Here is a 23,895-nt window from a genome sequence, read left to right as displayed (position 1 = left end):
GCGGGCGCCAGCCGGGCTACCCCTATCCTAAACCAAAACACCTGACCACGAACAATGCACTCGGTCACACGTGCGTCATCCGCGGCGCAACAGCGCGGTCAGAACGGGTTCCAGGTCGGTCGGTCGGTAAATTTCAGATAGCCGAAATTGACGCCCAGCCTGGCGCCGACGCCCGAAACGATCGGCACGACGTAGACCCCGCGGCGCGACAGGACCGTCATGCCGAGGCCGGCGACGATATAGGCCGAGCCGTTGACGCCGACGTAGCGCTGGTAGATCGATTCGACCGCCGGCAGGTTGTAGATCAGCATCATCACCCGGTTGCCGTTGGCCCCGACATCGAGGCCGATCGACGGGCCCTGCCAGTAGACGCGATGCTGTCCGGCATTCTTCGTGTAAAGGATGCCCTCGCCATAGCGGGCGCCGCCGACGAAGGCGCCGGTCGCTTCCTGGCCAACGACATAGCCGTTCGGCAGGCCATAATTGCCGATCGCGTGCTCGACGACGCTGGCAAGGCCTTGCGAAACTTCACCGAAGAATTCGTGGCCGACATCGATCAGTTCGCCGGCCCCATAGGTCGCCGGCTGCTGGGTCGGCGGTCCGGGCGAGACGACTTCATAATCGCCGGTCCCCGGTTGGGCCGGATAGACCGTGGTTCCAGGCGCCGGTTGCGGCGCGGCGGTCTGGGCCTGGCCTTCGCCGGTCGCCAGCAGAGCCATCGCCATCAGCCCCAGCAGGGCCGCGCACCCGGTCCGGCGCAGTGTCTCGATCATCGGTCGGTCCCTGTTTTCCACTGGTCGCCGCCGCCCCCTCGGAGCGGCGCGGCGAATCGCAGTCCCGCACGGCCAAGTCTATTGCAAAAATTGGCGGGATAGCGGCGCGTCGCTTCGTTGGCCGGGCGCGGTTGGCAGGTTGTCGCCACCGGTGTATCGGTCGAATCCGGCCGTTGGCCGGCGTGATTCGGATTGACGAGAGAAAGAACGGAGGCGTGATGACCGACCGGGCCGAACTGGAAGCGCTCGATCTAGCCGCGCTGCTTTGCAGCCGTGTCTGCCACGACATCATCTCGCCGGTCGGCGCCATCATCAATGGCCTCGAGGTCCTCGACGAGGACAACAGCGAGGACATGAAGGAATTCGCCTTCGATCTCATTCGCCGCAGCGCCAGGCAGGGGTCCGCAAAGCTGCAATTCGCGCGGCTTGCCTTCGGCGCGGCCGGTTCGGCCGGCGCCGAGATCGACCTGGCGGACGCCGAAAAGGTCGCCACCGGCTACATGGAAGGCGAAAAGGCCGACTTCACCTGGTCGGCGCCGCGGGTGCTGATGGCCAAGAACCTGGTCAAGCTGGTGCTCAATCTCGTCCTGCTCGCCAATGCCGCGGTGCCGCGCGGCGGCTCGATCAGCGTGGTGATCGAAGGCGAGGCGGCCACGCCGCGCTTCACCCTGCGTTCGGTCGGGCCGACGGCCCGGATTCCCGCAGCCTTCGAGCGCCTGGTGCCCGGCGACATCGACGGCGCGGACGTCGATGCCCAGTCGGTGCAGGCTTATTATGCCGGCGCATTGGCCCGCAATTGCAGGATGACGGTCTCGGCCAGTCTCGACGGCGAGGACGTGGTGATCACCGCGGTACCGGCAGAGGCCGGAATACAACCGGACGTTTCAGCGGATTCTTAAGGTTTCGCCGTCAGCTTGCCGCTGATAGGGCCGCGTGCCGCGGCGCGTATCGACCCAAACGGTCGATACGTTGTCCCGGGCACCGAGGAAAAACGCCGATGAAGCAATGCCTTGTGATCGATGACTCGAGCGTCGTGCGCAAAGTCGCGCGCCGGATCTTCGAGGAACTCGACTTCACCGTGGCCGAGGCGGAAGATGGCGGCCAGGCCCTCGATGTCTGTCAGCGCACCATGCCGGACATGATCCTGGTCGACTGGAACATGCCGGGCGTCAGCGGCGTCGAGTTCGTCGCCGCGCTGCGGGCGCGCGACGGCGGCGACAAGCCGACCGTCGTCTTCTGCGCCAGTGAGAACGATGTCGCCCAGATCACGCGGGCGATGCGGGCAGGGGCCGACGACTATCTCCTCAAGCCCTTCAATCGCGAGATCGTCGAGGCGAAGCTCCAGGAAATCGGCCTGCTCTGACGCGGGATCGCGAGAGGCCAAAAAAAGAGCCCCGCCGGAAGGAAGCGGGGCTTTTCTTGTTGTTGGCACCACGGGAGGAAACGGTCAGGCGCTTTCGCGTATCTCGTGTTCGTCCGGCTCGCGCAGCACGTAGCCACGACCCCAGACGGTCTCGATGTAGTTCTGTCCGCCGGTGGCGGCTGCCAGCTTTTTCCTCAGCTTGCAGATGAACACGTCGATGATCTTCAACTCCGGCTCGTCCATGCCGCCATAGAGATGGTTGAGGAACATCTCCTTGGTCAGGGTCGTGCCCTTGCGCAGCGAGAGCAGCTCCAGCATCTGGTATTCCTTGCCGGTCAGATGCACGCGCTGGCCGTTGACCTCGACCGTCTTGGTGTCGAGGTTGACCGTCAGGTCACCGGTGGTGATGACGGATTGGGCGTGGCCCTTGGACCGGCGGACAATCGCGTGGATGCGCGCGACCAACTCGTCCTTGTGGAACGGCTTGGTCATGTAGTCATCGGCGCCGAATCCAAGGCCACGGACTTTGTCCTCGATCCCGGCAAGGCCGGAGAGGATCAGAATCGGCGTTTTTACCTTGGAAACCCGTAGCGACCGCAAAACCTCGTAGCCGGACATGTCCGGAAGGTTCAGGTCGAGAAGAATGATGTCGTAGTCGTAGAGCTTTCCAAGATCGACACCCTCCTCGCCGAGGTCCGTGGTGTAGACGTTGAAACTCTCCGACTTGAGCATCAGTTCGATGCTCTGCGCGGTAGCGCTGTCGTCTTCAATCAATAAAACTCGCATGCCACACCCCCTGGCCTGCCCCTCGGACTTGGCGTACCCGCGACTCTCGTGGGCACCAAGGAACGATTAACCTCGATTCGCACGCTACCTGCCATTGGTTAACAAAGTCTGATTCTCTTGCACAAGCGAATTAACGAGAAATCTTTGTGAATCGGTCCATTGTACTGACTTTATGGACAATTCTATCGATTAACATCTTGTTAACCGGGTTGAAGAAATCCCGCTAACTGATTCACATGACTCACGGAAATCGGGTGCTTCAACCGGACTTCGGTTTACCCCGAATTAAGCCATCCCGGTCATGATTAACGCGAGACGTAAACGAAAGGTTACCAACGCCCGCGGTTCGCGCCCCGGGCCGAGGCCGAAAGCCGCCCGTTTGTGGCGGCGGACAATAAGGAATGCCGCTCATTCAGGGTGGTGTGCATGTCGATGCGTGAGGGAGTGCAGTCAATGAAGTCGCGTGAAAGCCTGATCCGGCTCAAGCGTTTCAGGGTTGAGGAGAAGCGCCGCCAGTTGGCGCAGATCGAGACGATGATCGCCGAATTCGAGCGAATGGCGACCGATCTCGACAACCAGATCGCTGCCGAGCAGGAGCGGAGCGGCATCCGTGACGTCACCCATTTTGCCTATCCGACCTTTGCCAAGGCGGCGGCGACGCGGCGCGACAACCTGATGGCCTCGGCCGACGAACTGAAGGAACAGCTGGCCTCGGCCAACGCGGAATTCGCTGAAGCGAGCGAGGAACTGGACAAGATCGAGGCCCTGGCTGAACGGGGCGCCGCGGATCGCGCCACCGATCCCGACCATCCGCCGCGCGCGGCCAACGCCCGCTAGGGATTTTCCGGCTTCGGCCGGATGATGGGAATGTGCGGCGCCGTCGTTTCGGCAATGGCGCCCGACACCCTCGGATCGTCCATCACCTCGATTCCCAGCTTGTAGGGAACGAAGCCGGCGCGGCGGTAGAAGCGCAGCGCCGACGGGTGGTCATGGGTGCAGGTATGCAGCCAGACACGCCGGGTATCGTCGCGGAACGCCGCGGCAAGCACGCCCTGCATCAGGCGATGGGCGGCGCCGGTGCCAACCGCCTCCGGCATCACTCCGAACATGACGATCTCGACCACGCCCGGCGTGCGCCGGTCGAGTTCGGCGATGCCGACAACCGTGCGGTCGCGCTCAAGGGCGTAGATCTCGACCGCCGGATTGGCGACCAGGGCGGCAAGCTGGGGCGCAGGCATCAGCGGGATATGCACCCACAGCCAGTCCGCGCCGATCCGGCCGATAACCTCGCGATACCAGTCGGGATCGGGCGCCTCCATCCGCCGCAGGCGCAGATCGTCGGCTTCGGCCGGCGGGGCCAGCCGGGGCGGGGCTGTCATCTCCAGATACGTCACGATATTCGCGAGCTTGCCGGGCGGCAGGTCGGTATAGCCGTCGAGCTTGAGGGGGATGGTCTTCATGCCTGCCATCCGTGGGGATCGAGCATATGGCGGGCGACGGCGACGTTCTCCGGTGGCATGCCGGCGTCGGCGGCAAAATCGGTCAGCAGTCGGTCGTCGCCGAGGTAGAAATCCAGCACTCCGCCGAGAAAGCCCGGTTCGGTCGCCGTCTGGCGGATCATGTCGATCGCCAGGCCGGTCAGGGCGAAGAAGCGGGACAGGTCCTCTGGTCTCGAAACCAGGAAGGACAGGGCCGCCACGGCAACGGCTTCGGCAGCCTCCCGATCCAGTATTTTCGCCGGTTTCGATGAATCTCGCCTGTGCATATTACCCTTTCCGAAAGAAATCCCGGCTAATTTGACACCATATAAGAATCGCCGGCGCAAGAATCGGCGGGCGGCGCAGAAAACCCGGAACCACCGCATGCCAAAGACGGTCCTCGTCGTGGAAGACAACGAGCTCAACATGAAGCTCTTTCACGACCTGCTGGAGGCGAGCGGCTACGGCATCATTGAGACCCGCAACGGTCTCGAGGCAATCGATCTGGCCCGGACGCACCGTCCGGACTTGATCCTGATGGACATCCAGTTGCCCGAAGTGTCGGGCCTCGAAGTGACCAAGTGGATCAAGGAGGACGATGACCTGCGGTCGATTCCGGTGATTGCGGTAACTGCCTTTGCGATGAAGGGCGATGAGGAACGCATTCGCCAGGGCGGTTGTGAAGCCTACCTGTCGAAACCGATCTCGGTGGTGAAATTCCTCGAGACGGTCAAGTCTTATCTGGGCGACGGTTAGGGAATCGGGACATGACTGCGCGGGTTCTAGTCGTCGACGACCTTGCCGCCAACATCAAGGTGATGGAAGCGCGGTTGACGGCCGAGTATTTCGAGGTGGTCACCGCCACCAACGGGCCGGAGGCGATCGATATCTGTTCGCGCGGGCTCTGCGACATCGTGCTTTTAGACGTGATGATGCCGCAAATGAACGGCCTCGAGGTCTGCCGTCGCCTCAAGGCCGATCCGCGGACCGCCCATATCCCGGTGGTGATGGTCACCGCGCTGGACCAGCCGGCCGACCGGGTCAGCGGCCTTGAGGCGGGCGCCGACGATTTCCTCGTCAAGCCGGTGGACGAGATCGCCCTGATCACCCGGGTCAAGAGTCTCGCAAGGCTGAAGACGCTGACCGACGAGTTGATGATGCGGGCAGCGACCTCAACGGAAATCGGCTTCGACGAGAACATGGATCCGAAGACGATATCCGGCGACGGCGGGCGCATCCTGCTTGTCGAGGACATGACGGCGAGCGTCGATCGCGTCGTCGGCACGCTGTCGCGTCTTCATACCGTCGACGTCAATGCCGACCCGCAGGAAGCGCTGTTTTCGGCCGCCGAGAGCGACTACGACCTCGTCATCATCAGCCTCAGCCTGGCCAATATCGACGGGCTGCGGCTCTGCTCGCAGCTCCGCTCCCTCGACCGGACGCGTCAGCTGCCGATTCTGGTTATCGCCGATCCCGACGACAAGCCGCGGCTGCTGCGGGGCCTCGATCTCGGCGTCAACGACTACCTGCTGCGGCCGATCGATCGCAACGAATTGCTGGCCCGGGTCCGCACCCAGATCCGCCGCAAGCGTTTCTCCGACCGTCTGCGCGACAACGTGCAGATGACCCTCGAGATGGCGGTCACCGACGGTCTCACCGGACTGCATAACCGCCGCTATCTCGAGCGCCACCTCAATTCGCTGGTCCAGCAGGCGCAGGACCGCGGCAAGCCGCTGTCGCTGCTGGTGCTGGACATCGACCTGTTCAAGGCGGTCAACGACGTTCACGGCCACCTTGCCGGCGACGATGTGCTGCGGGAATTCTCGCGGCGGGTCCGCAAGGCGGTACGCGGCATCGATCTCGCCTGCCGGCTGGGCGGCGAGGAATTCGTCGTGGCAATGCCGGACACCGACTCCGCCCTGGCGCTGCTTGTCGGCGAGCGGATCCGACAGAGGATAGCCGGCGAATCCTTCCACATGGCGAATGGCGTATCGCTCGATATCACTGTCTCGATCGGCGTCAGTTCGCTGGAATCCCGCGCTGACACGCCGGAATTGCTGATGAAACGCGCCGACGAGGCGCTCTATCGGGCCAAGCGCGACGGTCGCAACCGGGTCGCCGCAGCCGCGGCGTGACCGCGCCATCGGGCAACGCGCCCAAAATTTAACGATAACACTTTACTAAAGGTGGACCTTTTCCGGTCGACCCTTCGAAATTAGTTCAATTCAGAGCTGTCGGAGGATAAGTTCCGGGGTGTCGGTCCCGCCCGGCCCCCGCAGTAGCTGCGCTGCAGCACGCATGAGTTGCGGACAAGGCGGGGCACATTGTTGTTTGCGAAACCCTGCGGAGTGCTCAGGTCCGCCGCATCTCCTGGGTCCGTGGGGTCGGCCGGTTCCAGAACGGAGTGAGTGGCCTCCTCGTACAAGCCCGTTCTGGACCGGCCACTAATCGGCCAAAGAAAAAGGCACCGCCGATGGCGGTGCCTTTTTTCGTTCCGGTTCCGAGGGAAGCCAGTTACTTGATCTTGGCTTCCCGGAATTCGACGTGCTTGCGGGCGACGGGATCGTATTTCTTCATCGCCAGCTTTTCGGTCTTGGTCCGGGTATTCTTCTTGGTGACATAGTAGAAGCCCGTGTCAGCCGAGCTGACGAGCTTGATCTTGATGGTGGTGGCCTTGGCCATTGAATTATCCCTTCGGCGATTTGGCCGCCAAACTACGAGCGGCGGGTCGAAAGTCAAGCTTTCCTGCGTTGAAAGGCTTCCCGATGGCGCGACTTGGTGATTCCGTGGTTGCCGGGCTGTCGCTTGCGGTGGTCCTGGCGATGGCCGTCAGCCTCGCCGCAGCCGGGGCGCTGACCGTCGTCAATCCCGATTCCGTCTATCCGGAGGGTCCGCTGGTCCGCGACGGCACGCTCTATTACGCCGAGATGGGCAGCGACCGGGTCATGGCCTGGGACGGGGTGTCGAACACCGTCCTGTGGTCGCGCCCCGGCTGCCTGCCGACCACGGTGGCCGCCTGGGCGGCGGACGAACTGATCGTCCTTTGCCACCGCGAGGAACTGCTCGCCCGCATCGGCCTCGACGGGGAGACGCTCGGCCTGATCGATGCGGACGAGACCGGGCAGGGGTTTCCGAACCCCAACGCGGCGACGAGTGACGGCAGGGGCGGGCTTTATTTCTCCTCCTCCGGCCGTTTCGCGCCCCGGGCGGCGGCGACCGGGGCGATCCTCCATCTCGACCGGGACGGACGTCTCAGCCGCGTCGCGGAGGACATCCACTACGCCAACGGCGTCGCGCTTTCCCCGGACGGTGGCACGCTCTTCGTTTCCGAACACCTGTCGCGCAATGTCCTGGCCTTCGACGTCGCCGGAGACGGGAGCCTTTCAGGCCGGCGCGTCTTCCTGAGGCTGGACGATCTTGTTGGCAGCGACGCGGAGCGCGGCTGGGAAGTCGGACCGGATGGGCTCGCCGTCGATCGGCGCGGCAATCTCTACATCGCCGAATATGGCGGCGGCCGGCTGGTCGTCGTCGATGCCGGCGGCGCCCACCTCGCCACGATCCCCGTCCCCAACGCCTTCGTCACCAGCATGGCGCTGTCGGCCGACGAGGCGCAGCTCTTCATCACGGCGCCGGACTCCCAGTTCGCGACCGGCGGCGCGGTCTACGCGATCGCCAATCCCGTCCGTCAGCCGGACTGAGCAACCTCGCGGAAGGCCGGCAGCGACCGCTCGACCATCGCGTCGGAGGCGGTCAGGCTGATGCGGAAATGGTCCGGCGCGTTGAGGATCGATCCGGGCATGACGAAGACGTCGCGGTCGGCCAGCGCGTTCCACGGATCGTTGATGCCGCCGGCCGGCCAGCGGCTGAACAGGTAGAAGGTGCCTTCCGGCGTCACCACGTCGTAGCCGGACGCCTTGAGCGTCGCCATCAGCGTGTCGCGGCGGCGGGCGAGCGCCGCGGTGTCGATGGTCAGGCCCTCGAGGTCGGGGATGGCGTATTGCATCAGCGCGTTGGGGAAGACCCAGCCGAGCGCCATCTGTGCCGGGAAGAACGCCTCGCGCAGCGTGTCGCGGTCGGCGCGGGGCATCAGCGGCGATGCGGCGAGATAGCCAAGCCGCTGTCCCGGCGCCAGCAGCACCTTGCCATAGCTGTAGACGATGAAGGTCCAGGGGTAGACCGCGGCCGGGCTGACGAAGTCGCGATCGTCGAAGCGCAGCCGTCGGTAGGGCTCGTCGGAGATCAGGAAGATGCGCCGGTTGATCCGGGCCGAGGCGCGGTCGAGCAGGTCGGCGAGGGCGGCCAGGGTCTCGCGGTCGTAGATCCGGCCGGTCGGATTATGCGGGGTGTTGACGATGACCATCCGGGTCTTCGGCGTAATCGCCGCGTCGATCGCGTCGAGATCGAGATCGAATGTTCCGGGCGTCAGCATCACCTTCTTCGAGACCGCGTTGGCGGCTTCCAGCATCGGCTCGTAGCAGAACCAAGCCGGCTCTGAGAAGATCGCCTCGTCGCCAGCGTCGAGCACCAGGCGCATCGCCACCGACAGCGCGGCGAAGGCGCCCGGCGTCAGGGCGATGTCCTCGGGCTCGAAGGCGAGGCCGAGTTCCGCCGACATCCGTTCCGCCAGGAATGCGCGCGGCTCGTCCTCGCTGGTCTTGTAGGCGAACCAGTTCTTGTCATGCGGCATCGCGCGGTCGCGCAAGGCGTCGACGATGCCATCCAGCGGCATCTCGTGGGGATTGCCGAAGGTGAAGTCGGAAATGCCCTCGGCGAAGCGGCGGTCGGCATAGCGCGAGCGGAAATAGAAATCGGCGATCGGCCGAAAGGCGGCATCGGCCGCGGCGACCCGTTTCGAGACTTCGCTCATGGGGAACTCCCCGATTGTCGAGCCCCGGCTTGGAGCGTTGCAGGAAGCCCCGTCTGGAGCCTGTGCGGATGATGTATCCTCGCGTGGTGGAATGCTACCCCCGATTCTCCGCGGATCGAAAGGAAAAGGCGCCGTCTCGCGGCGACGCCTGATGGCGCAATGATCCAACGTCCTGTCATGTCGTCCGGTCGATTGCCTGTCGCAGGACCTCGAAGACGCGGTCGTCGCGGGATTGCGAAACGTTGAAGCGCAAGAATCCGCAATCGCCGATTGCGACAGGCTGAAAGCGTTGCCCGGGGCGAGAACGACGTCCCGCGACAGGGCTTTCCGGGCGACCGCCGCCGCATCGATTCCGTCGGGCAATTTCGCCCAAAGGAACATCCCGGCCTGGGGTTCGAGCCAAGGCTCGATGCCAACCGACTTCAGCCGGCCGATCACCTCGCCCATGGCGCGGGACAGCCGGACGCGCAGCGCTTCGATGTATTTCCGATAGCTCGGGTCCCGCAGGATGTTGAAGACCAGTTCGGCGGTCAGGCGCCCGCCACCGAAGGACGTGGCGATCTTGAGGTCGGTCAATCCTTCGATCCAGTCGGGACGCGTGGCGATAAAGCCGCAGCGTGCCGAGGCCGACAGTGTCTTGGAGAAGCTGCCGATATGGATCACGCGGTCGAGCCCGTCGAAGGCGGCGAGACGGGAGGCGGGGGCGTGCTCGAAATCGGCAAGGATATCGTCCTCGACGATGGTCAGGCCGAATTGCTCGGCAAGCTTCAACACACGATGCGCGGTGACCGGCGAAAGGGTGGCGCCGGTCGGATTGTGAACGGCCGAGTTCGTGATGTAGAGGCGGGGACGATGCGTATCGAGAACCTGGGCGAAGTGCTCAACGTCTGGACCGGACGGCGTGTAGGCGACGCTGACGAGACGGGCCCGATGCGCGCGCAGCAGTGCATGGAAGTTGAAATAGCAGGGATCGTCGACCAGCACCGTGTCGCCCGGTTCCAGCAGGAGTCGACACAGGAGATCGAGCGCCTGCGTTCCGGATTCGGCGAGCATGATCTGGTCGGGCGAGGCATCGATGCCGTGATCCGCCATGCGCCGGGCGATGAGTTGGCGCAAGGGGGGTAGCCCGAGCGGCGTGCCATAATCCGCCAGCGTCGACACGTCGCCCCGCGACACGGTCCGGAGCGCGCGGCGCATGGCGTCTTCCGGCAGCCAGGAGGGCGGCAACCAGCCACACCCCGGCATCAGGTCGGTGCTCCCGGCTTCCAGCGACTGGCGTGAAACCCAGAACGGATCGATTGCCCGGTCGCGCTTCGGCCCCACCTCGGACAGCGCCAGGGGAGCCGTCTGGCTGGCGACGTAAAACCCGGATCCCGGGCGGGACCGGATGATCCCTTCGGCCACGAGCCGATCATAGGCCTCGACCACCGTGGAGGCCGATACCTGCATGGTCGCGGCGCAGGACCGGATCGACGGCAACTTGTCGCCGGGCGTCAGGCTCCGCCCGGCAATGCGTCGGCGGATCGCCGCCATGACCATTGCCACACGGGTTCCGCCGCTTGTGTCGCCACTCATCCGTATTGAATCCGATGTCATAACAGTTTGGTCAAACTGTATCGGATTGTCACTGGCCGGGCCAGACGTTGCCGCCGACAACCAGAGGAGAAAGAGGGAGCGTCTAATGGACCGGGTGACAAGCGGCTGGATCAACGGATTGATCGGGGTGGTGATCTTCAGCGCATCGCTTCCGGCGACGCGCGTCGCCGTGATGCAATTCGACCCGGTATTCCTCACGGTCGCGCGGGCAACGATCGCCGGGGGGCTCGCGGTTTTTCTCCTGTTTGTGTTCAGGCAGAAGCGGCCCGGGCGCAGCGACCTCGTCTCGCTGGTGATCGTGGCACTCGGTGTAAGCGTCGGTTTTCCGCTGCTGACCGCGCTTGCGCTCCAGCACATCACCTCGGCGCATTCGATCGTCTTCATCGGCCTGCTGCCATTGTCGACGGCGATCTTCGGCGTGGTGCGCGGCGGCGAGCGGCCGAGGCCTGCATTCTGGATCTTCTCGACCCTGGGCAGCGCATTGGTGGCGGGCTTCGCCCTCACACAGGGGGCGTCCGCCTCGCCGACCGGAGATGCCCTGATGCTTGCGGCCATTGTCGTTTGCGGCCTGGGCTATGCCGAAGGCGCCAGGCTGTCCCGCACCCTTGGCGGCTGGCAGGTCATCTCCTGGGCGCTTGTCCTGTCGCTCCCGGTGATGATCCCGCTGACGGTCCTCACCATGCCGCAGACGTTCACAGGCGTCACGCTGCCGGCATGGCTTGGCCTGGCCTATGTGTCGCTCTTCAGCATGCTGATCGGTTTCGTGTTCTGGTATCGCGGCCTTGCCCAGGGCGGCATTGCCGCCGTCGGCCAGCTGCAGTTGCTGCAACCCTTCTTCGGGCTGGCGCTTGCGGCGGCGCTTCTGCACGAGACTGTCACCTGGACGATGGTGGCGGTCACGGTCGCCGTCATCGTGTGCGTGGTGGTCGCGCGCCGGTTTGCCAGACAGGAACGGGCCCGCCTAACGGCTCAACCTGAGACGTCCTACACGCCCTCGGCGGACGCCTCGCGGGGGAGGTAGCCTTCCGGCATCGCGTCGGGATCCGAGCGCGTGTCGAAGCCGTGCATGTAAAGCGCCCATTGCAGGCCGATGATCGTGCCCTTGACCGGCTGCAGCAGCAGCAGGGTCATCGCCAGCGTCAGCGGCAGCCAGACCGCCATATGGGTCAGGTTCGACCACTCGGTCACCAGGAAAACCGCCAGCATGAGCGGCACGACGATGTGGCCGACGATCATGATGGTGAAATAGGGCGGTGCGTCGTCGGCGCGGTGGTGGCTGAGGTCCTCGCCGCACTGAGCGCATTCAGGCACGGACTTGAGATAGCGATTGAACAGCGCGCCCTCGCCGCAGTTCGGGCAGCGGCAGAAGAAGCCGCGCTTCATCGCCTGCACGGCCGGGCGCTTCGGCAGGCCGAGATCGTTCAACTCGGCGCTCGCTTGCCAGACATGGCTTTGTTCAGTGTTTTCCATGGCCTGAAAAGTAGGCCGATCGCCAATGCCGATCAAGCCGGCCAACCAATATGTCGCGGCGATCAGCGGCGCTTGCCGCGCGCTGCCTTGCCGCCGGCTTTGCCGGCCTTCGCCTTGCCCTTGGTCTTGCCACGGCCGGGCTTTGCCCGCCCGACCTTGTTGCGTCCGGGCGTGCGGGTGTCGGCCGGGCGGTCCTTCTTCGCGGTAACCTTGCCCTCGCTCAGCAGTTCGAAGCGCAGCGCCCCGGCAAGCGGCACCGCCTCGACCAGCTTGACCTCGACGGAGTCGCCAAGCCGGTGGGTCTCGCCGGTGCGCTGGCCGATCACGGCGCGGCGCGCCTCGTCGAAATGGAAATAGTCCGAGCCGAGCGAACGCATCGGCACGAAGCCGTCGGCGCCGGTCTCGTCGAGCTTGACGAACAGCCCGGCCCGGGTGACGCCGGCGATGCGGCCGGTGAAGGTCGCGCCGACCCGGTCGGCCAGCCAGTGCGCCACCAGCCGGTCGACGGTGTCGCGCTCGGCCGCCATGGCGCGGCGCTCGGCCGCCGAGATCTGCGCGGCGATCTCCGGCAGGTCCGCCTCGATGCCCTTCGGCAGCCCGCCTGCGCCGAGCTTCAGCGCGCCGACCAGCGCCCGGTGGACGATGAGGTCGGCATAGCGGCGGATCGGCGAGGTGAAATGCGCGTAGCGGCGCAGGTTGAGGCCGAAATGGCCGATATTCTCCGGGTGATATTCGGCCTGGCTCTGGGTGCGCAGCACCACCTCGTGCAGCAGGTGGTCGTGCTCGGTGTCCCGGACCCGGCTGAGAATCTGGTTGAAGTTCGACGGCCGCAGATTGCCGCCCTTCGGAAAGGTCATGTCGATCGAGCGGAGGAAATCGCGCAGCGCCTCGAGCTTGGCCAGCGAGGGCGCGTCGTGGATGCGGTAGACCAGCGGCGACTTCTTGGCTTCGAGCGTCTCGGCGGCGGCGACATTCGCCTGGATCATGAATTCCTCGATCAGCCGCATCGATTCCAGCCGCTCGGGCACGATGATGCGCTCGATCGAACCGTCCTTGCCGAGCACCAGCCGCCGCTCCGGCAGGTCGAGTTCCAGCGGGCTGCGGTCGTCGCGTCCGCGGCGCAGCGCCATGTAGGCGTCCCACAACACGCCGAGCGCATCGGTGACGCGGCGGTCGGCGTCAATTGTCTTGCCGTCGAAGGCATCCTGGGCCTGGGCATAGGAAAGCTTGGCGGCCGAGCGCATCATCACCCGGTGGAAGAGGTGGCTAAGCTTGCGGCCGTCTTCGGAGAAGACCATGCGCACGGCGAGCGCCGGCCGGTCCTCGCCCTCGCGTAGCGAGCAGAGGTCGTTGGAGATCCGCTCCGGCAGCATCGGCACGACGCGGTCGGGGAAGTAGACCGAATTGCCGCGGACCAGCGCCTCGCGGTCGAGCGGCGAGCCCGGCGTCACATAGGCGGCGACATCGGCGATGGCGACGGTGACGACGAAGCCGCCGGCATTGTCCGGGTCGTCGTCGGCAACCGCGTGGACGGCGTCGTCGTGGTCCTTGGCGTCGGCCGGGTCGATGGTGAGAAGCGGCAGGTCGCGCCAGTCCTCGCGGTCCTTCATCGTCGCCGGCTTCGCCTTGTCCGCCTCGGCGATCACGTCGTCGGGAAAGACATGCGGGATGTCGTGCGACAGGATGGCGATCAGGCTGACCGCCTTCTCGTTCCGCATCGAGCCGATCACCTCGGTGACGCGGGCGAGGTCCATGCCGTAGCGGCCGCGCCGCGACACGGTGACCGAGACGAGGTCGCCGTCCTTCGCGCCCTTGATCCCGTCGCGCTCGATTTCCAGCGCCTTCTGCTTGCGGTCCACCGGTTCGAGTTGCGGCCCGCGCGGCGTCTCGCGATAGACGCCGAGCACGGTCGCCGGCTTGGCTGCCAGCAGCTTGATGATCCGGGCGGTATAGGCGTAGCCTTCGCCAGCGCCTTCCTTCGACAGCCGGGCGAGAATCCGGTCGCCGGCCCCGGCGGTCGGTCCCTTGCCGTGGCCCCGGGCGACGAGCACCTTCGGCGCCGGCCCCTGTTCCTCGAACCACTCGGCCGGCTCGGCGGTCAGTTCGCCGTCGCGGTCTCGGCTGGTCACCTCGAGCACGGTCACCGGCGGCAGGTCGCCTGAGCGGATCAGGCTGCCGCGCCGCTTGTCGATGGCGCCGGATTCGGCGAGGTCCTTGAGCAGCGCCTTCAGCGGAATGCGGTCGGCGCCCTTGATGCCGAAGGCGCGCGAGATCTCGCGCTTGCCCGACTCGCCGGGATTCTCGGCGATGAAGGCGAGGACTTCCTCGCGGGTCGGAAAGGGCCGCTCCGTCCTGGTTGCGCTGGTCGGTTTCTTCGCCAATGTCAGCTCGATTTGGCGGCGGGCTCGGCGGCGTCGGCCTTGGGCTTGGCTTTCGCCTTGGTCGCCTTGGCCTTGGTGGCGGTCTTCGCCTTGGTGGTCTTGGCCTTTGTCGTCTTGGCCTTGGTCGCCTTCGGCTTGGCGCCGCCCTTCTTGGCCTTGGCCGCCAGCAGTTCGAGGGCGACGTTCATCGTCACCTCTTCCGGCGGCACGTCCTTGGGCAGGGTGGCGTTGATCTTGCCGTGGTTGACATAGGGGCCGTACTTGCCGTCGCGCACGGTGATGGCGCCGCCGGCGGTCGGGTGATCGCCGAGTGTCTTGAGCGCCTTCGGCGTCGCCCGGCCACGGCCGCGACCGCCGCCGGCCCGCTTCTCGGCAAGCACCGAGACCGCGCGGTTGAGACCGACCGAGAAGACCTCGTCGACCGAGTCGAGATTGGCGTAGGTGCCGTCGTGGAGGACGAAAGGACCGTAGCGGCCGATGCCGGCGGTGATCACCGTATTGGTCTCGGGGTGCAGCCCGACCTCGCGCGGCAGCGCCAGCAGCGACAGCGCCTGTTCGAGCTCGATGGTCGCCGGGCTCCAGCCCTTGGGCAGGCTGGCGCGCTTCGGCTTCTTCTCCTCCTCGGTCGGCTCGCCAAGCTGGAGATAGGGGCCGAAGCGGCCGGTGCGCACCGTCACGGCAAGGCCGGTCTCCGGATCCTGGCCAAGCTCACGGACGCCGTCGGCGCCCAGTTCGGCAGAGTCGCCATTCTCGCCATTGGTCGCCAACTGGCGGGTGAAGCGACACTCGGGATAGTTCGAGCAGCCGATGAAGGCGCCGAACTTGCCAAGTTTCAGCGACAGCTTGCCGGTGGCGCAGGAGGGGCACTGGCGCGGGTCGCCGCCATCGGCCGGCTTCGGGAAGACATGCGGGGCGAGAAGCTCGTTCAGCGCCTCCAGCACCTCCGAGACGCGCAGGTCCTTGGTGTCGCCGACATCGGCGGAAAACTGGTTCCAGAACTCGCGCAGCACGTCCTTCCAGGCGATGTCGCCGTTGGAGATCTTGTCGAGCTTCTCCTCAAGCTCGGCGGTGAAATCGTACTCGACGTAGCGCTTGAAGAAGCTCGACAGGAAGGCGGTGACCAGCCGGCCCTTGTCCTCGGGGATCAACTGGCGCTTCTCGAGGCGGACATAGTCGCGGTCGCGCAGCACCGACAGCGTCGAGGTATAGGTCGACGGCCGGCCGATGCCGAGCTCTTCCATCTTCTTGATCAGCGTCGCCTCGGTGTAGCGCGGCGGCGGCTCGGTGAAATGCTGGTCGACGGCGATGCCGCGCTCGCTCAGGTTCTCACCTTCCGTCATCGGCGGCAGCCGGTTGGCGTCGTCCTCGTCGGATTCCTCGTCGCGACCCTCCTGGTAGAGGGTGAGGAAGCCGTCGAAGCGGATCACCTGCCCGGTGGCGCGCAGGCCGACCTTGTCGCCGCCGCCGGCCTCGATCTCGACCGTGGTGCGCTCGATCTCGGCGGCCGCCATCTGGCTGGCCAGCAGCCGCTTCCAGATCAGCTCATAGAGCCGCGCCTGGTCGGCCTCGAGCGAGCGCAGCGAAGCCGGGGAGGTCGACGGGTCGGTCGGGCGGATCGCCTCATGCGCCTCCTGGGCGTTCTTGGCCTTGACCTTGTAGTGGCGAGCCTGCTCGGGGACGTAGCGCGGGCCGAAATCCTTGCCGATCGTCGCGCGGGTCGCGGCGAGCGCCTCGGGCGCCACGTCGACGCCGTCGGTTCGCATATAGGTGATGCGGCCGTCCTCGTAGAGCCGCTGGGCGACCTGCATGGTGCGGGCGGAGGAGAAGCCGAGCTTGCGCGAGGCCTCCTGCTGCAGGGTCGAGGTGGTGAAGGGCGGCGGCGGATTGCGGCGGACCGGCTTGGCCTCGATCGAGGCGATGCGATAGTCGCCGGCCTTCAGCGCGGTCTCGACGCGGCGGGCCATGGTCTCGTCGGGAATGTCGAGGCGGGTGATCCGCTTGCCGTCGAAATTGACGACCCGGGCGACGAACTGGGCGTTGGCCACGGTCTCAAGCGTCACCGCGACCGACCAGTATTCGCGCGGGACGAAGATCTCGATCTCGTTCTCCCGGTCGCAGACCAGGCGCAGCGCCACCGACTGGACGCGGCCGGCCGAGCGGGCGCCGGGCAGCTTGCGCCACAGCACCGGCGACAGGGTGAAGCCGACGAGGTAGTCGAGGGCGCGGCGGGCGAGGTAGGCGTCGACCAGGTCGGCGTCGATCTCGCGGGGATGCTTCATCGCGTCGAGCACCGCGTCGCGGGTGATCGCGTTGAACACCACCCGCTGGACCGGCTTGTCGGTCAGCGCCTTCTTGGCGCGCAGCACCTCGAGCATGTGCCAGGAAATCGCCTCTCCCTCGCGATCCGGATCGGTTGCGAGGATCAGCCGGTCGGCGCCCTTGACCGCCTTGGCGATGTCGGCCAGGCGCTTGCTCGACTTGCCGTCGACCGCCCAGCTCATGGCAAAGTCTTCGTCGGGATCGACCGAGCCGTTCTTCGACGGAAGGTCGCGAACGTGGCCATAGGAAGCAAATACCTCGTAGTCGGAACCGAGGTATTTGTTGATGGTTTTTGCCTTGGCGGGCGATTCGACGATGACGATATTCATGGATGCCGTGACGAGGCTTTCGTTCTACTCGGGGCGATTAGGTGGGGTCGCTGCAGCGACGTTGTAAGGGTGTCGGCTGCTCGACCGAGGCGGCGGGACAATCCGAGAATCGCCTCGGCGTGTCAATCGATGGCGTGACACGGGGCCGAACCTGACCGGCGAATACGCTGAAAGTCAGGCGTGCACCTGTCTTGCCGAAGTCCTAGCGGTATAGTTATACTATGTAAATTACACAAGCATAGGTTGTGTAATTTACTTGGGTGGGGGCAGAATGACGATCAAGGGCGTGGAATCGGTGCCGGATCCGGGAGAATCGGCACGTTACATAGAATCCATGGCGCGGGAACTGCGGCGGCTCGCATCGGGATCGGGCTTGGGCTTCCTCGCTTTCCTGCTGCGCATGGTCGAGGACGATGCCGCGGCGGAAGCCAGGCGCCACGACGACGGCCAGACGGGCTGACCGTCAGGTCAGCGACACGCGCTGGCCGGGGTGGCGTTCGAGACGACCGGCCAGCGCCAGTTCGAGCAGGACGAGATGGACCACCGCCGGTCGCCCGCCGGTGAAGCGGATGATCTCGTCGATCTCGACCGGTGTCGGCCCGAGCGCCGACAGGATCGCGGCGCGCTCGTCGTCGGCGACGTCGGCGGGGCGTGGCTCGTCGTCGGCCGCTTCTTCCGCGATCTCGATCGGGGCCGGGGTGCGGTCGCGCATCGGCCCGAGTTCGGAGAGGATGTCGTCGAGGTCGGTGACCATCGTCGCGCCGTCCTTGATCAGCCGGTTGGAGCCGGCGGCGCGCGGATCGAGCGGCGATCCCGGCACCGCGAAGACCACTCGCCCCTGGTCGGCGGCGCGGCGGGCGGTGATCAGCGAGCCCGAGCGGGTCGCCGCCTCGATCACCACGACCCCCAGCGACAGTCCCGAGATGATCCGGTTGCGGCGCGGGAAATCGCGGGCGCGCGGGCTCCAGCCATAGGGCATTTCGCTGACATGGGCGCCGCCGGCGGCGACGATGCGCTCGGCCAGGTCGATATTCTCCGGCGGGTAGAGCTGGTCGAGGCCGCCGGCGAGCACCGCGATCGTCCCGGTGTCGATCGCGGCAGCATGGGCGGCGGCGTCGATGCCACGGGCGAGGCCGGAGGCCACCGCATAGTCTGCCTGGCCGAGTCCGGCGGCGATCTGGGCGGCGAACTTGCGCCCGGCGACGGAGGCATTGCGTGAGCCGACGATGGCGACGGCCGGCCGGGTGAGGCAGGCGGCGTCGCCGCGCACCGTAATCAGCGGCGGCGCGTCGGGGAGGTGGCGGAGGAGGGGCGGGTAGTCACTCTCGCCCATCGCCACCAGCCGCGCCCCCATGCGCGCCAGCCCGTCGCGTTCGCGTTCCGCGTCCTCGATCGAGCAGAGCCGGATCCGTCGCCCGCCGCGTTGGGCGAGGTCCGGCACCGCGGCGATCGCCGCCAGCCCGCTGCCGAAATGGTTGATCAGGTCGCGAAAGGTGACGGGACCGATATTCTCGCTGCGGATCAGGCGGAGCCAGGCCAGCCGCTGGTCGTCGTCGAGCCGGATACCGCGGCCCGCCGGGGTCATGCGCCCTTGCCGCCGCCGATCCGGCTTTCGGTTCGTGCGATCAGCCGGCGAATATTCTCCGCATGCCGCCACCACAGGATGATGGTCAGGACGACGAAGAGGCCGCCGATGCGGTTCTCGCCGAGCAGCAGGATCATCACCGGCGGGGTCAGCAGGCTGGCGACGAGGGCCGAGAGCGAGGAGAAGCGGGTCAACCAGGCGGTCGCAGCCCAGATCACCGCGAAGGCCAGCGCCGCCGGCCAGGCGAGGCCGAGGAGCACACCGAGATAGGTGGCGACGCCCTTGCCGCCCTTGAATTTGAGCCAGACCGGGAAGATGTGGCCGAGGAAGGCGCCGAGCCCGGCGACCATGGCGCCGTCCGAGCCGAAGCCGAACAGGGCGCCGGCGACCAGGACGGCGATGGTGCCCTTGAGGATATCGGCGACCAGCGTCGCGGCGGCAACGTCCTTGCGCCCGGTGCGCAGGACGTTGGTGGCGCCGATATTGCCGGACCCGATGGCGCGCACGTCGCCGAGCCCGGAGAAGCGGGTGAGGATCAGGCCGAAGGGAATCGAGCCAAGCAGGTAGCCGATGGCGAGCGCCGCGAGGATAGTCAAACTGGTCGGCATGACGGCGTCCGCGATTGAAAATCAGCCGGCAGCGTATTCGTAGACAGTCCGCCCGGCAACAAGGGTGCGCAGCACCCGGCCGGAGAAGCGGGCGCCGTCGAAGGCGGTGTTCTTGGAGCGCGAGCGCAACAGGTCCGGGTCGAGCACCCAGGGCATGTCGGGATCGACGACGATGAGATCGGCGGGCGCCCCCGGCGCCAGCCGCCCGACCTCGAGGCCGAGCAGTTCGGCCGGCCGCGTCGCCAGCGCCCGGAACAGGGCGACAAGGTCGATGCTCTCGTCATGAAAGAGCCGGAGCGCCGCCGGCAGCAGCGTCTCGAGGCCGACGGCGCCGTCGGCCGCGTCGGCGAAGGGATGGCGCTTGGTCTCGACATCCTGCGGGTCATGGCTCGACACCACGACGTCGATCGTCCCGTCGGCCAGGCCCGCGACCATCGCCTTGCGGTCGTCCTCGTGGCGCAGCGGCGGCGACAGCTTGAAGAAGGTCCGGTAGGAACCGATGTCGTTCTCGTTCAGCGTCAGGTGGTTGACCGAGACGCCGCAGGTGACGGCAAGGCCCCTGGCCTTGGCGGCGCGCACGACTTCCAGCGACTCGGCGCAGGAGATCAGCGCGGCGTGGTAGCGCCCGCCGGTCAGCGCGGCGAGCCGGATGTCGCGTTCGAGGATGACGATTTCGGCTTCCCGCGGGATCCCTGCAAGGCCGAGGCGGGTCGCCACCTCGCCCTCGTTCATGACGCCCTTGCCGACAAGGTCCGGGTCGGCGGCGTGCTGGACGATCAGCGCGCCGAAGTCGCGGGCATAGGTGAGGGCGCGCCGCATCAGCGCCGGGTTGGTGACGGTGCGTCGGCCGTCGGTGAAGCCGACCGCGCCGGCCTCGCCGAGCAGGCGCAATTCGGTCATCTCGCCGCCTGCCAGGCCCTTGGTCAGCGCCGCCATCGGGTGGACGCGGATCGCGGTCTCGGCCAGCGCGCGGCGGCTGATGAAATCGACCAGCGCGACGTCGTCGATCACCGGATCGGTGTCGGGCATGGTGACGATGGTGGTGACGCCGCCGGCGGCGGCCGCCTGTCCGGCCGAGGCGAAGGTCTCGCGGTGCTCGGCGCCGGGTTCGCCGACGAAGACCCGCATGTCGACCAGTCCCGGCGCGACGATGGCGCCACGGCAGTCGACCACCTCGGCGTCGCTCGGCCGGGCCGTCCGCACATCCTTGCCGGCGGCGACGATCCGCCGGTCGGCGACGACCACGACGCCGGTCTCGTCGAGGTCGCGCGACGGGTCGATGACCCGGGCATTCTCGAAGACGATCGGCCGGTCGTCGTTGCCCCGGCGTCCGCCGGTTGCGTCGCGGGTCATCTCAAGCATTGGGCAGGTGCGCGGCCAGCGCCTCCAGCACCGCCATGCGGACGGCGACACCCATCTCGACCTGCTCGCCGATCAGGCTGCGGCGGCCGTCGGCGACCGCCGAGTCGATCTCGACGCCGCGGTTCATCGGGCCGGGATGCATGACCAGCGCGTCGGGCTTGGCCCAGGCGAGCTTGGCCTCGTCGAGGCCGAAGAAATGAAAATATTCGCGGACCGAGGGGACGAAGCTGCCCTCCATCCGCTCGCGCTGCAGGCGGAGCATCATGACGATATCGGCGTCCGCCAGCCCGGACCGCATGTCGGTGAAGACGTCGACGCCGAGCCGCTCGATGCCGGTCGGCAGCAGCGTCGAGGGACCGACGACGCGGACCCGGGCGCCGAGCGCGTTGAGCAGCAGGATGTTCGACCGCGCCACCCGGCTGTGGGCGATGTCGCCGCAGATCGCCACCGTCAACTGGTCGATGGCGCCCTTGTGGCGGCGGATGGTCAGCGCGTCGAGCAGCGCCTGGGTCGGGTGCTCGTGGACGCCGTCGCCGGCATTGATCACCGAACAGGAGACCTTCTGGGCCAGCAGTTCGACGGCGCCGGCGGCATGGTGGCGGACGACGAGGATATCCGGCCGCATGGCGTTCAGCGTCATCGCCGTGTCGATCAGGGTCTCGCCCTTCTTCACCGCCGAATTGGCGACCGCCATGTTCATCACGTCGGCGCCGAGGCGCTTGCCGGCAAGCTCGAAGGAGGATTGCGTCCGTGTCGAAGCTTCGAAGAAGAGGTTGATCTGGGTGCGGCCGCGCAGCACCGTCTTTTTCTTCTCGATCTGGCGGCTGACCTCGACGGCTTCCTCGGCCAGGTCGAGCAGCGCCAGAATCTCGGCGGCGGACATTCCCTCGATTCCCAACAGATGCCGGTTCGGAAGGGCAATTGCGGTCGGGGGAGGGGGCGCGTTCATTAAAGCCAGTCCTATAGGCAGAGTCGGCCGCGCGGGCAAGCGGCGGTTGGGGCGTCATGGTAAGCTACCCACAGCGAATCGCGGCTTGCCGCTGCGGGGCGGGAGTTTCCATTGAATTCGACCGTCGAAACGCATGAGGTGGTCAACCAGTCGCCACCTCTGTCGGGCATCAACCTGTTCACGTCCGACCCGGCGCTTGCCGCGCTGGTCGAGGGGATCCCGAATGCTGTCATCGACCAGCTGGTCACCCATGGCCAGGTCTGGGGAACGCCGGAAACCTTCGAGCTCGGCCGCATCGCCAATGCCAGCCCGCCGGTCCTGAAGCCGTTCGACCCGAACGGTGCGCGGATCGATGTCGTCGAGTTCCATCCCGCCTGGCACGCGCTGATGAGGCGGAGCATAGCCGCCGGCGTCCATTCCTCGACCTGGGACGCGACGGATGCCGAATCGAGCGTCCGCTCGCTCGCCCGGGCGGCTCGCCTGTTCATGACCGTGCAGGCAGAGGCCGGCCACCTCGGGCCGATTTCCGCGACCAATGCGGCGGTCGCGGCCCTTGCCCATGCGCCGGATCTTGCCGGCCAGTGGCTGCCGAAGATCCGCTCGCGCCAGTACGATTCCGCCGCGCGGCCGATGCAGGACAAGAAGGGCGTCACCCTCGGCGTCGCGCTGGCCGAGAAGCAGGCCGGCAGCGACCTGGCCGCGACCACCACCCGCGCCGAGGACGCTGGCGACGGCTCCTGGCGGATCACCGGCCACAAGTGGTTCGTCTCGGCGCCGATGAGCGACGCCTTCGTCATTCTCGCCCGGACCCGCGACGGTCTTTCGTGTTTCCTGATGCCGCGCTTCCTGCCCGGCGGCCGGCGCAACGCCATCCGGCTGATGCGGCTCAAGGACAAGCTCGGCAACCGCTCGAACGCCACCGCCGAGATCGAGATCGACGGCGCCACCGGCTTCCTGATCGGCGAGATCGGCCGGGGCCTTGCCGCCATCCAGGACATGGTGACCCTGACCCGGCTCGACTGCACGGTCGGCTCGGCCGGGCTGATCCGCATCGCGGTCGCCGAGGCCGTCCATCATGCCCGCCACCGCGAGGCTTTCGGCGAGGTCCTGCTCGAACAGCCGCTGATGAACCGGGTGCTGGCCGACATGGCGCTCGACGCGGTGGCGGCGGCGGCGCTCGCCTTCCGCCTCGCCGAATCCTACGATCGCGCCAGCAACGATCCGGCCGAGGCCGCCTTTGCCCGGCTGATGACGCCGGCGGCCAAATACTGGATCGGCAAGATCGCCCCGGCGTTGATCGCCGAGGCGATGGAGTGCCTCGGCGGCAATGGCTATGTCGAGGAAAGCCGCCTGCCGCGCCTCTATCGCGAGGCGCCGGTCAACGCCATCTGGGAAGGCCCGGGCAACATCATGTGCCTCGAGGTCATGCGGGTGATGCGCAAGTCCTCGGAGCCGCTGGAGGCGGTGCTCGCCACCATCGAGGACGCGCTGGGCGGCACCGCCAAGTCGACGCTCAACGTGCTACGCGCCGCCGCCGCGGTGGCGCTGGCCGACGAGGGCTCCGCCCGGGTGCTGACCGAGCAACTGGCGATGACGGTCGCCGCCGCCTCGCTCCGCCGCCGTTTTCCCTCGGTGATCGCCGATGCCTTCGTCGAAACCCGCCTTGGCAAGCCCTGGCGCTCGACCTACGGCATGCTCGACTCCCGCTTCGACGCCACCGCCTTCATCAACTACATCTGCCCGGCGGTGTAAGCTTTCCTCCCCCGCTTCGCAGGGGAGGACGAGCCCGGTCGCCGCGGCGCCAACCGTCATCGCCGGATACGCCTCCCATCGCCACCGCGATCCTCCCCCGTTCACGGAGGAGAGGGACCACCCGAAGGGTGGTGGAGGGGGCGCTCGCCCGCCAGGAGACTGGCCATCCGGTCGCGCGCCTCCCCGTCATGGCCGCGCTTGACGTGACATGCAGGCCCGCCCCCCCACCGGGCATAACAAAAATCCCATCCCCCTCGTCCGATCCGCCCGTATCCTC

The 23,895-nt window shown here is 66.7% G+C and carries 21 protein-coding genes and 2 pseudogenes; 9 read left to right on the top strand and 14 right to left on the bottom strand.

Annotated elements, in window-relative coordinates:
• Positions 1–98: 98 nt before the first annotated feature.
• Entirely contained in the window at positions 99–773 is a 675-nt protein-coding gene (locus BLT60_RS00115; RefSeq protein WP_090874878.1) for a DUF1134 domain-containing protein, read from the bottom strand.
• 218 nt (positions 774–991) lie between these two features.
• Here BLT60_RS00115 and chpT point away from each other — a divergent pair, with 218 nt between their 5' ends.
• Entirely contained in the window at positions 992–1,672 is a 681-nt protein-coding gene (gene chpT / locus BLT60_RS00110) for a histidine phosphotransferase ChpT (RefSeq protein ID WP_090874197.1), read from the top strand.
• A 98-nt stretch (positions 1,673–1,770) separates the two neighbouring features.
• Complete coding sequence (locus tag BLT60_RS00105; protein ID WP_090874196.1) at positions 1,771–2,136, top strand: response regulator; 366 nt, start codon at positions 1,771–1,773, stop codon at positions 2,134–2,136.
• A gap of 84 nt (positions 2,137–2,220) precedes the next feature.
• Here BLT60_RS00105 and ctrA read toward each other — a convergent pair whose 3' ends face one another.
• Positions 2,221–2,922 carry a response regulator transcription factor CtrA gene (ctrA, locus tag BLT60_RS00100; protein WP_090874195.1) on the bottom strand — a complete coding sequence of 234 codons (702 nt, stop codon included), beginning with the start codon at positions 2,920–2,922 and terminating at the stop codon, positions 2,221–2,223.
• 453 nt (positions 2,923–3,375) lie between these two features.
• Here ctrA and BLT60_RS00095 point away from each other — a divergent pair, with 453 nt between their 5' ends.
• Positions 3,376–3,759, top strand: a complete 384-nt coding sequence (locus BLT60_RS00095; protein ID WP_090874194.1) for a flagellar export protein FliJ — start codon at positions 3,376–3,378, stop codon at positions 3,757–3,759.
• Here BLT60_RS00095 and BLT60_RS00090 read toward each other — a convergent pair.
• Together BLT60_RS00090 and BLT60_RS00085 are read right to left on the bottom strand one after the other, a co-directional pair.
• The gene (locus BLT60_RS00090) at positions 3,756–4,382 is read right to left on the bottom strand and encodes a GNAT family N-acetyltransferase (RefSeq protein ID WP_090874193.1); all 627 of its coding nucleotides are present in this window, start codon (positions 4,380–4,382) and stop codon (positions 3,756–3,758) included. The two genes, BLT60_RS00095 and BLT60_RS00090, sit on opposite strands and share 4 nt — an antisense overlap.
• Positions 4,379–4,687 carry a DUF3572 domain-containing protein gene (locus BLT60_RS00085; RefSeq protein ID WP_090874192.1) on the bottom strand — a complete coding sequence of 103 codons (309 nt, stop codon included), beginning with the start codon at positions 4,685–4,687 and terminating at the stop codon, positions 4,379–4,381. Before BLT60_RS00085 ends, BLT60_RS00090 begins: the two co-directional genes overlap by 4 nt.
• Positions 4,688–4,784: 97 nt before the next feature.
• Between BLT60_RS00085 and BLT60_RS00080 the strand changes: the two genes are divergently transcribed.
• Both BLT60_RS00080 and BLT60_RS00075 read left to right on the top strand, forming a co-directional pair.
• Positions 4,785–5,156 carry a response regulator gene (locus BLT60_RS00080; protein ID WP_090874191.1) on the top strand — a complete coding sequence of 124 codons (372 nt, stop codon included), beginning with the start codon at positions 4,785–4,787 and terminating at the stop codon, positions 5,154–5,156.
• A gap of 11 nt (positions 5,157–5,167) precedes the next feature.
• Complete coding sequence (locus BLT60_RS00075; protein ID WP_090874190.1) at positions 5,168–6,535, top strand: PleD family two-component system response regulator; 1,368 nt, start codon at positions 5,168–5,170, stop codon at positions 6,533–6,535.
• Positions 6,536–6,914: 379 nt separating this feature from the next.
• Here the strand turns inward: BLT60_RS00075 and rpmG are convergent, their stop codons facing one another.
• The gene (rpmG, locus tag BLT60_RS00070) at positions 6,915–7,082 is read right to left on the bottom strand and encodes a 50S ribosomal protein L33 (protein WP_090874189.1); all 168 of its coding nucleotides are present in this window, start codon (positions 7,080–7,082) and stop codon (positions 6,915–6,917) included.
• An 83-nt stretch (positions 7,083–7,165) separates the two neighbouring features.
• Between rpmG and BLT60_RS00065 the strand changes: the two genes are divergently transcribed.
• Positions 7,166–8,098, top strand: a complete 933-nt coding sequence (locus tag BLT60_RS00065; RefSeq protein WP_090874188.1) for an SMP-30/gluconolactonase/LRE family protein — start codon at positions 7,166–7,168, stop codon at positions 8,096–8,098.
• On the opposite strand, the pseudogene BLT60_RS00060 reads toward BLT60_RS00065, so the two are convergent.
• Both BLT60_RS00060 and BLT60_RS00055 read right to left on the bottom strand, forming a co-directional pair.
• Positions 8,086–9,141 (bottom strand): annotated as a pseudogene (locus tag BLT60_RS00060) (aminotransferase class I/II-fold pyridoxal phosphate-dependent enzyme); the annotation flags it as partial. The gene BLT60_RS00065 and the pseudogene BLT60_RS00060 sit on opposite strands and share 13 nt — an antisense overlap.
• Positions 9,142–9,442: 301 nt before the next feature.
• A pseudogene (locus BLT60_RS00055) lies at positions 9,443–10,863 on the bottom strand (aminotransferase-like domain-containing protein).
• Between the two features lie 85 nt (positions 10,864–10,948).
• On the opposite strand from BLT60_RS00055, the gene BLT60_RS00050 reads away from it, so the two are divergent.
• Positions 10,949–11,884, top strand: coding sequence for a DMT family transporter (locus BLT60_RS00050; protein WP_090874186.1), 936 nt, complete (start codon positions 10,949–10,951; stop codon positions 11,882–11,884).
• On the opposite strand, the gene BLT60_RS00045 is transcribed toward BLT60_RS00050, so the two are convergent.
• From BLT60_RS00045 to topA, 3 genes are all read right to left on the bottom strand, one after another.
• Positions 11,848–12,333 carry a DUF983 domain-containing protein gene (locus tag BLT60_RS00045; protein ID WP_090874185.1) on the bottom strand — a complete coding sequence of 162 codons (486 nt, stop codon included), beginning with the start codon at positions 12,331–12,333 and terminating at the stop codon, positions 11,848–11,850. The two genes, BLT60_RS00050 and BLT60_RS00045, sit on opposite strands and share 37 nt — an antisense overlap.
• 62 nt (positions 12,334–12,395) lie before the next feature.
• Complete coding sequence (rnr, locus tag BLT60_RS00040) at positions 12,396–14,720, bottom strand: ribonuclease R (protein WP_425284958.1); 2,325 nt, start codon at positions 14,718–14,720, stop codon at positions 12,396–12,398.
• Complete coding sequence (gene topA, locus BLT60_RS00035; protein ID WP_090874183.1) at positions 14,717–17,362, bottom strand: type I DNA topoisomerase; 2,646 nt, start codon at positions 17,360–17,362, stop codon at positions 14,717–14,719. Before topA ends, rnr begins: the two co-directional genes overlap by 4 nt.
• 271 nt (positions 17,363–17,633) lie before the next feature.
• Here topA and BLT60_RS00030 point away from each other — a divergent pair, with 271 nt between their 5' ends.
• Positions 17,634–17,822: a hypothetical protein gene (locus BLT60_RS00030; RefSeq protein ID WP_090874182.1), complete on the top strand. Its 189-nt coding sequence runs from the start codon at positions 17,634–17,636 to the stop codon at positions 17,820–17,822.
• A 3-nt stretch (positions 17,823–17,825) separates the two neighbouring features.
• On the opposite strand, the gene dprA is transcribed toward BLT60_RS00030, so the two are convergent.
• Genes dprA through BLT60_RS00010 form a run of 4 tightly spaced genes read right to left on the bottom strand, consistent with a single transcriptional unit; the run spans position 17,826 to position 21,866 of the window.
• Positions 17,826–18,947 (bottom strand): DNA-processing protein DprA, encoded by a 1,122-nt coding sequence (gene dprA, locus BLT60_RS00025; protein WP_090874181.1) that lies wholly within the window; start codon positions 18,945–18,947, stop codon positions 17,826–17,828.
• Positions 18,944–19,555, bottom strand: coding sequence for a glycerol-3-phosphate 1-O-acyltransferase PlsY (gene plsY / locus BLT60_RS00020; protein WP_090874180.1), 612 nt, complete (start codon positions 19,553–19,555; stop codon positions 18,944–18,946). The genes dprA and plsY overlap by 4 nt, the downstream gene beginning before the upstream one ends.
• 21 nt (positions 19,556–19,576) lie before the next feature.
• On the bottom strand, positions 19,577–20,917 hold the full coding sequence (locus tag BLT60_RS00015) for a dihydroorotase (protein ID WP_244521088.1): 1,341 nt from the start codon (positions 20,915–20,917) through the stop codon (positions 19,577–19,579).
• Complete coding sequence (locus BLT60_RS00010; RefSeq protein WP_090874179.1) at positions 20,910–21,866, bottom strand: aspartate carbamoyltransferase catalytic subunit; 957 nt, start codon at positions 21,864–21,866, stop codon at positions 20,910–20,912. The genes BLT60_RS00015 and BLT60_RS00010 overlap by 8 nt, the downstream gene beginning before the upstream one ends.
• 111 nt (positions 21,867–21,977) lie before the next feature.
• Between BLT60_RS00010 and BLT60_RS00005 the strand changes: the two genes are divergently transcribed.
• Entirely contained in the window at positions 21,978–23,618 is a 1,641-nt protein-coding gene (locus tag BLT60_RS00005; RefSeq protein WP_090874178.1) for an acyl-CoA dehydrogenase family protein, read from the top strand.
• Positions 23,619–23,895 lie beyond the last annotated feature (277 nt).

The organism is Bauldia litoralis (assembly GCF_900104485.1).
Taxonomy (GTDB): domain Bacteria; phylum Pseudomonadota; class Alphaproteobacteria; order Rhizobiales; family Kaistiaceae; genus Bauldia; species Bauldia litoralis.
The sequence above is the reverse complement of the archived record's forward strand: the minus strand, read 5'-3'. Positions and strand labels throughout refer to the sequence as shown.

What these genes read in the sequence shown, in the direction of transcription:
- BLT60_RS00115 (WP_090874878.1), bottom strand. Translation starts at nt 773, where the DNA reads ATGATCGAGACACTGCGCCGGACCGGGTGCGCGGCCCTGCTGGGGCTG.
- chpT (WP_090874197.1), top strand. Translation starts at nt 992, where the DNA reads ATGACCGACCGGGCCGAACTGGAAGCGCTCGATCTAGCCGCGCTGCTT.
- BLT60_RS00105 (WP_090874196.1), top strand. Translation starts at nt 1,771, where the DNA reads ATGAAGCAATGCCTTGTGATCGATGACTCGAGCGTCGTGCGCAAAGTC.
- ctrA (WP_090874195.1), bottom strand. Translation starts at nt 2,922, where the DNA reads ATGCGAGTTTTATTGATTGAAGACGACAGCGCTACCGCGCAGAGCATC.
- BLT60_RS00095 (WP_090874194.1), top strand. Translation starts at nt 3,376, where the DNA reads ATGAAGTCGCGTGAAAGCCTGATCCGGCTCAAGCGTTTCAGGGTTGAG.
- BLT60_RS00090 (WP_090874193.1), bottom strand. Translation starts at nt 4,382, where the DNA reads ATGAAGACCATCCCCCTCAAGCTCGACGGCTATACCGACCTGCCGCCC.
- BLT60_RS00085 (WP_090874192.1), bottom strand. Translation starts at nt 4,687, where the DNA reads ATGCACAGGCGAGATTCATCGAAACCGGCGAAAATACTGGATCGGGAG.
- BLT60_RS00080 (WP_090874191.1), top strand. Translation starts at nt 4,785, where the DNA reads ATGCCAAAGACGGTCCTCGTCGTGGAAGACAACGAGCTCAACATGAAG.
- BLT60_RS00075 (WP_090874190.1), top strand. Translation starts at nt 5,168, where the DNA reads ATGACTGCGCGGGTTCTAGTCGTCGACGACCTTGCCGCCAACATCAAG.
- rpmG (WP_090874189.1), bottom strand. Translation starts at nt 7,082, where the DNA reads ATGGCCAAGGCCACCACCATCAAGATCAAGCTCGTCAGCTCGGCTGAC.
- BLT60_RS00065 (WP_090874188.1), top strand. Translation starts at nt 7,166, where the DNA reads ATGGCGCGACTTGGTGATTCCGTGGTTGCCGGGCTGTCGCTTGCGGTG.
- BLT60_RS00050 (WP_090874186.1), top strand. Translation starts at nt 10,949, where the DNA reads ATGGACCGGGTGACAAGCGGCTGGATCAACGGATTGATCGGGGTGGTG.
- BLT60_RS00045 (WP_090874185.1), bottom strand. Translation starts at nt 12,333, where the DNA reads ATGGAAAACACTGAACAAAGCCATGTCTGGCAAGCGAGCGCCGAGTTG.
- topA (WP_090874183.1), bottom strand. Translation starts at nt 17,362, where the DNA reads ATGAATATCGTCATCGTCGAATCGCCCGCCAAGGCAAAAACCATCAAC.
- BLT60_RS00030 (WP_090874182.1), top strand. Translation starts at nt 17,634, where the DNA reads ATGACGATCAAGGGCGTGGAATCGGTGCCGGATCCGGGAGAATCGGCA.
- dprA (WP_090874181.1), bottom strand. Translation starts at nt 18,947, where the DNA reads ATGACCCCGGCGGGCCGCGGTATCCGGCTCGACGACGACCAGCGGCTG.
- plsY (WP_090874180.1), bottom strand. Translation starts at nt 19,555, where the DNA reads ATGCCGACCAGTTTGACTATCCTCGCGGCGCTCGCCATCGGCTACCTG.
- BLT60_RS00015 (WP_244521088.1), bottom strand. Translation starts at nt 20,917, where the DNA reads ATGCTTGAGATGACCCGCGACGCAACCGGCGGACGCCGGGGCAACGAC.
- BLT60_RS00010 (WP_090874179.1), bottom strand. Translation starts at nt 21,866, where the DNA reads ATGAACGCGCCCCCTCCCCCGACCGCAATTGCCCTTCCGAACCGGCAT.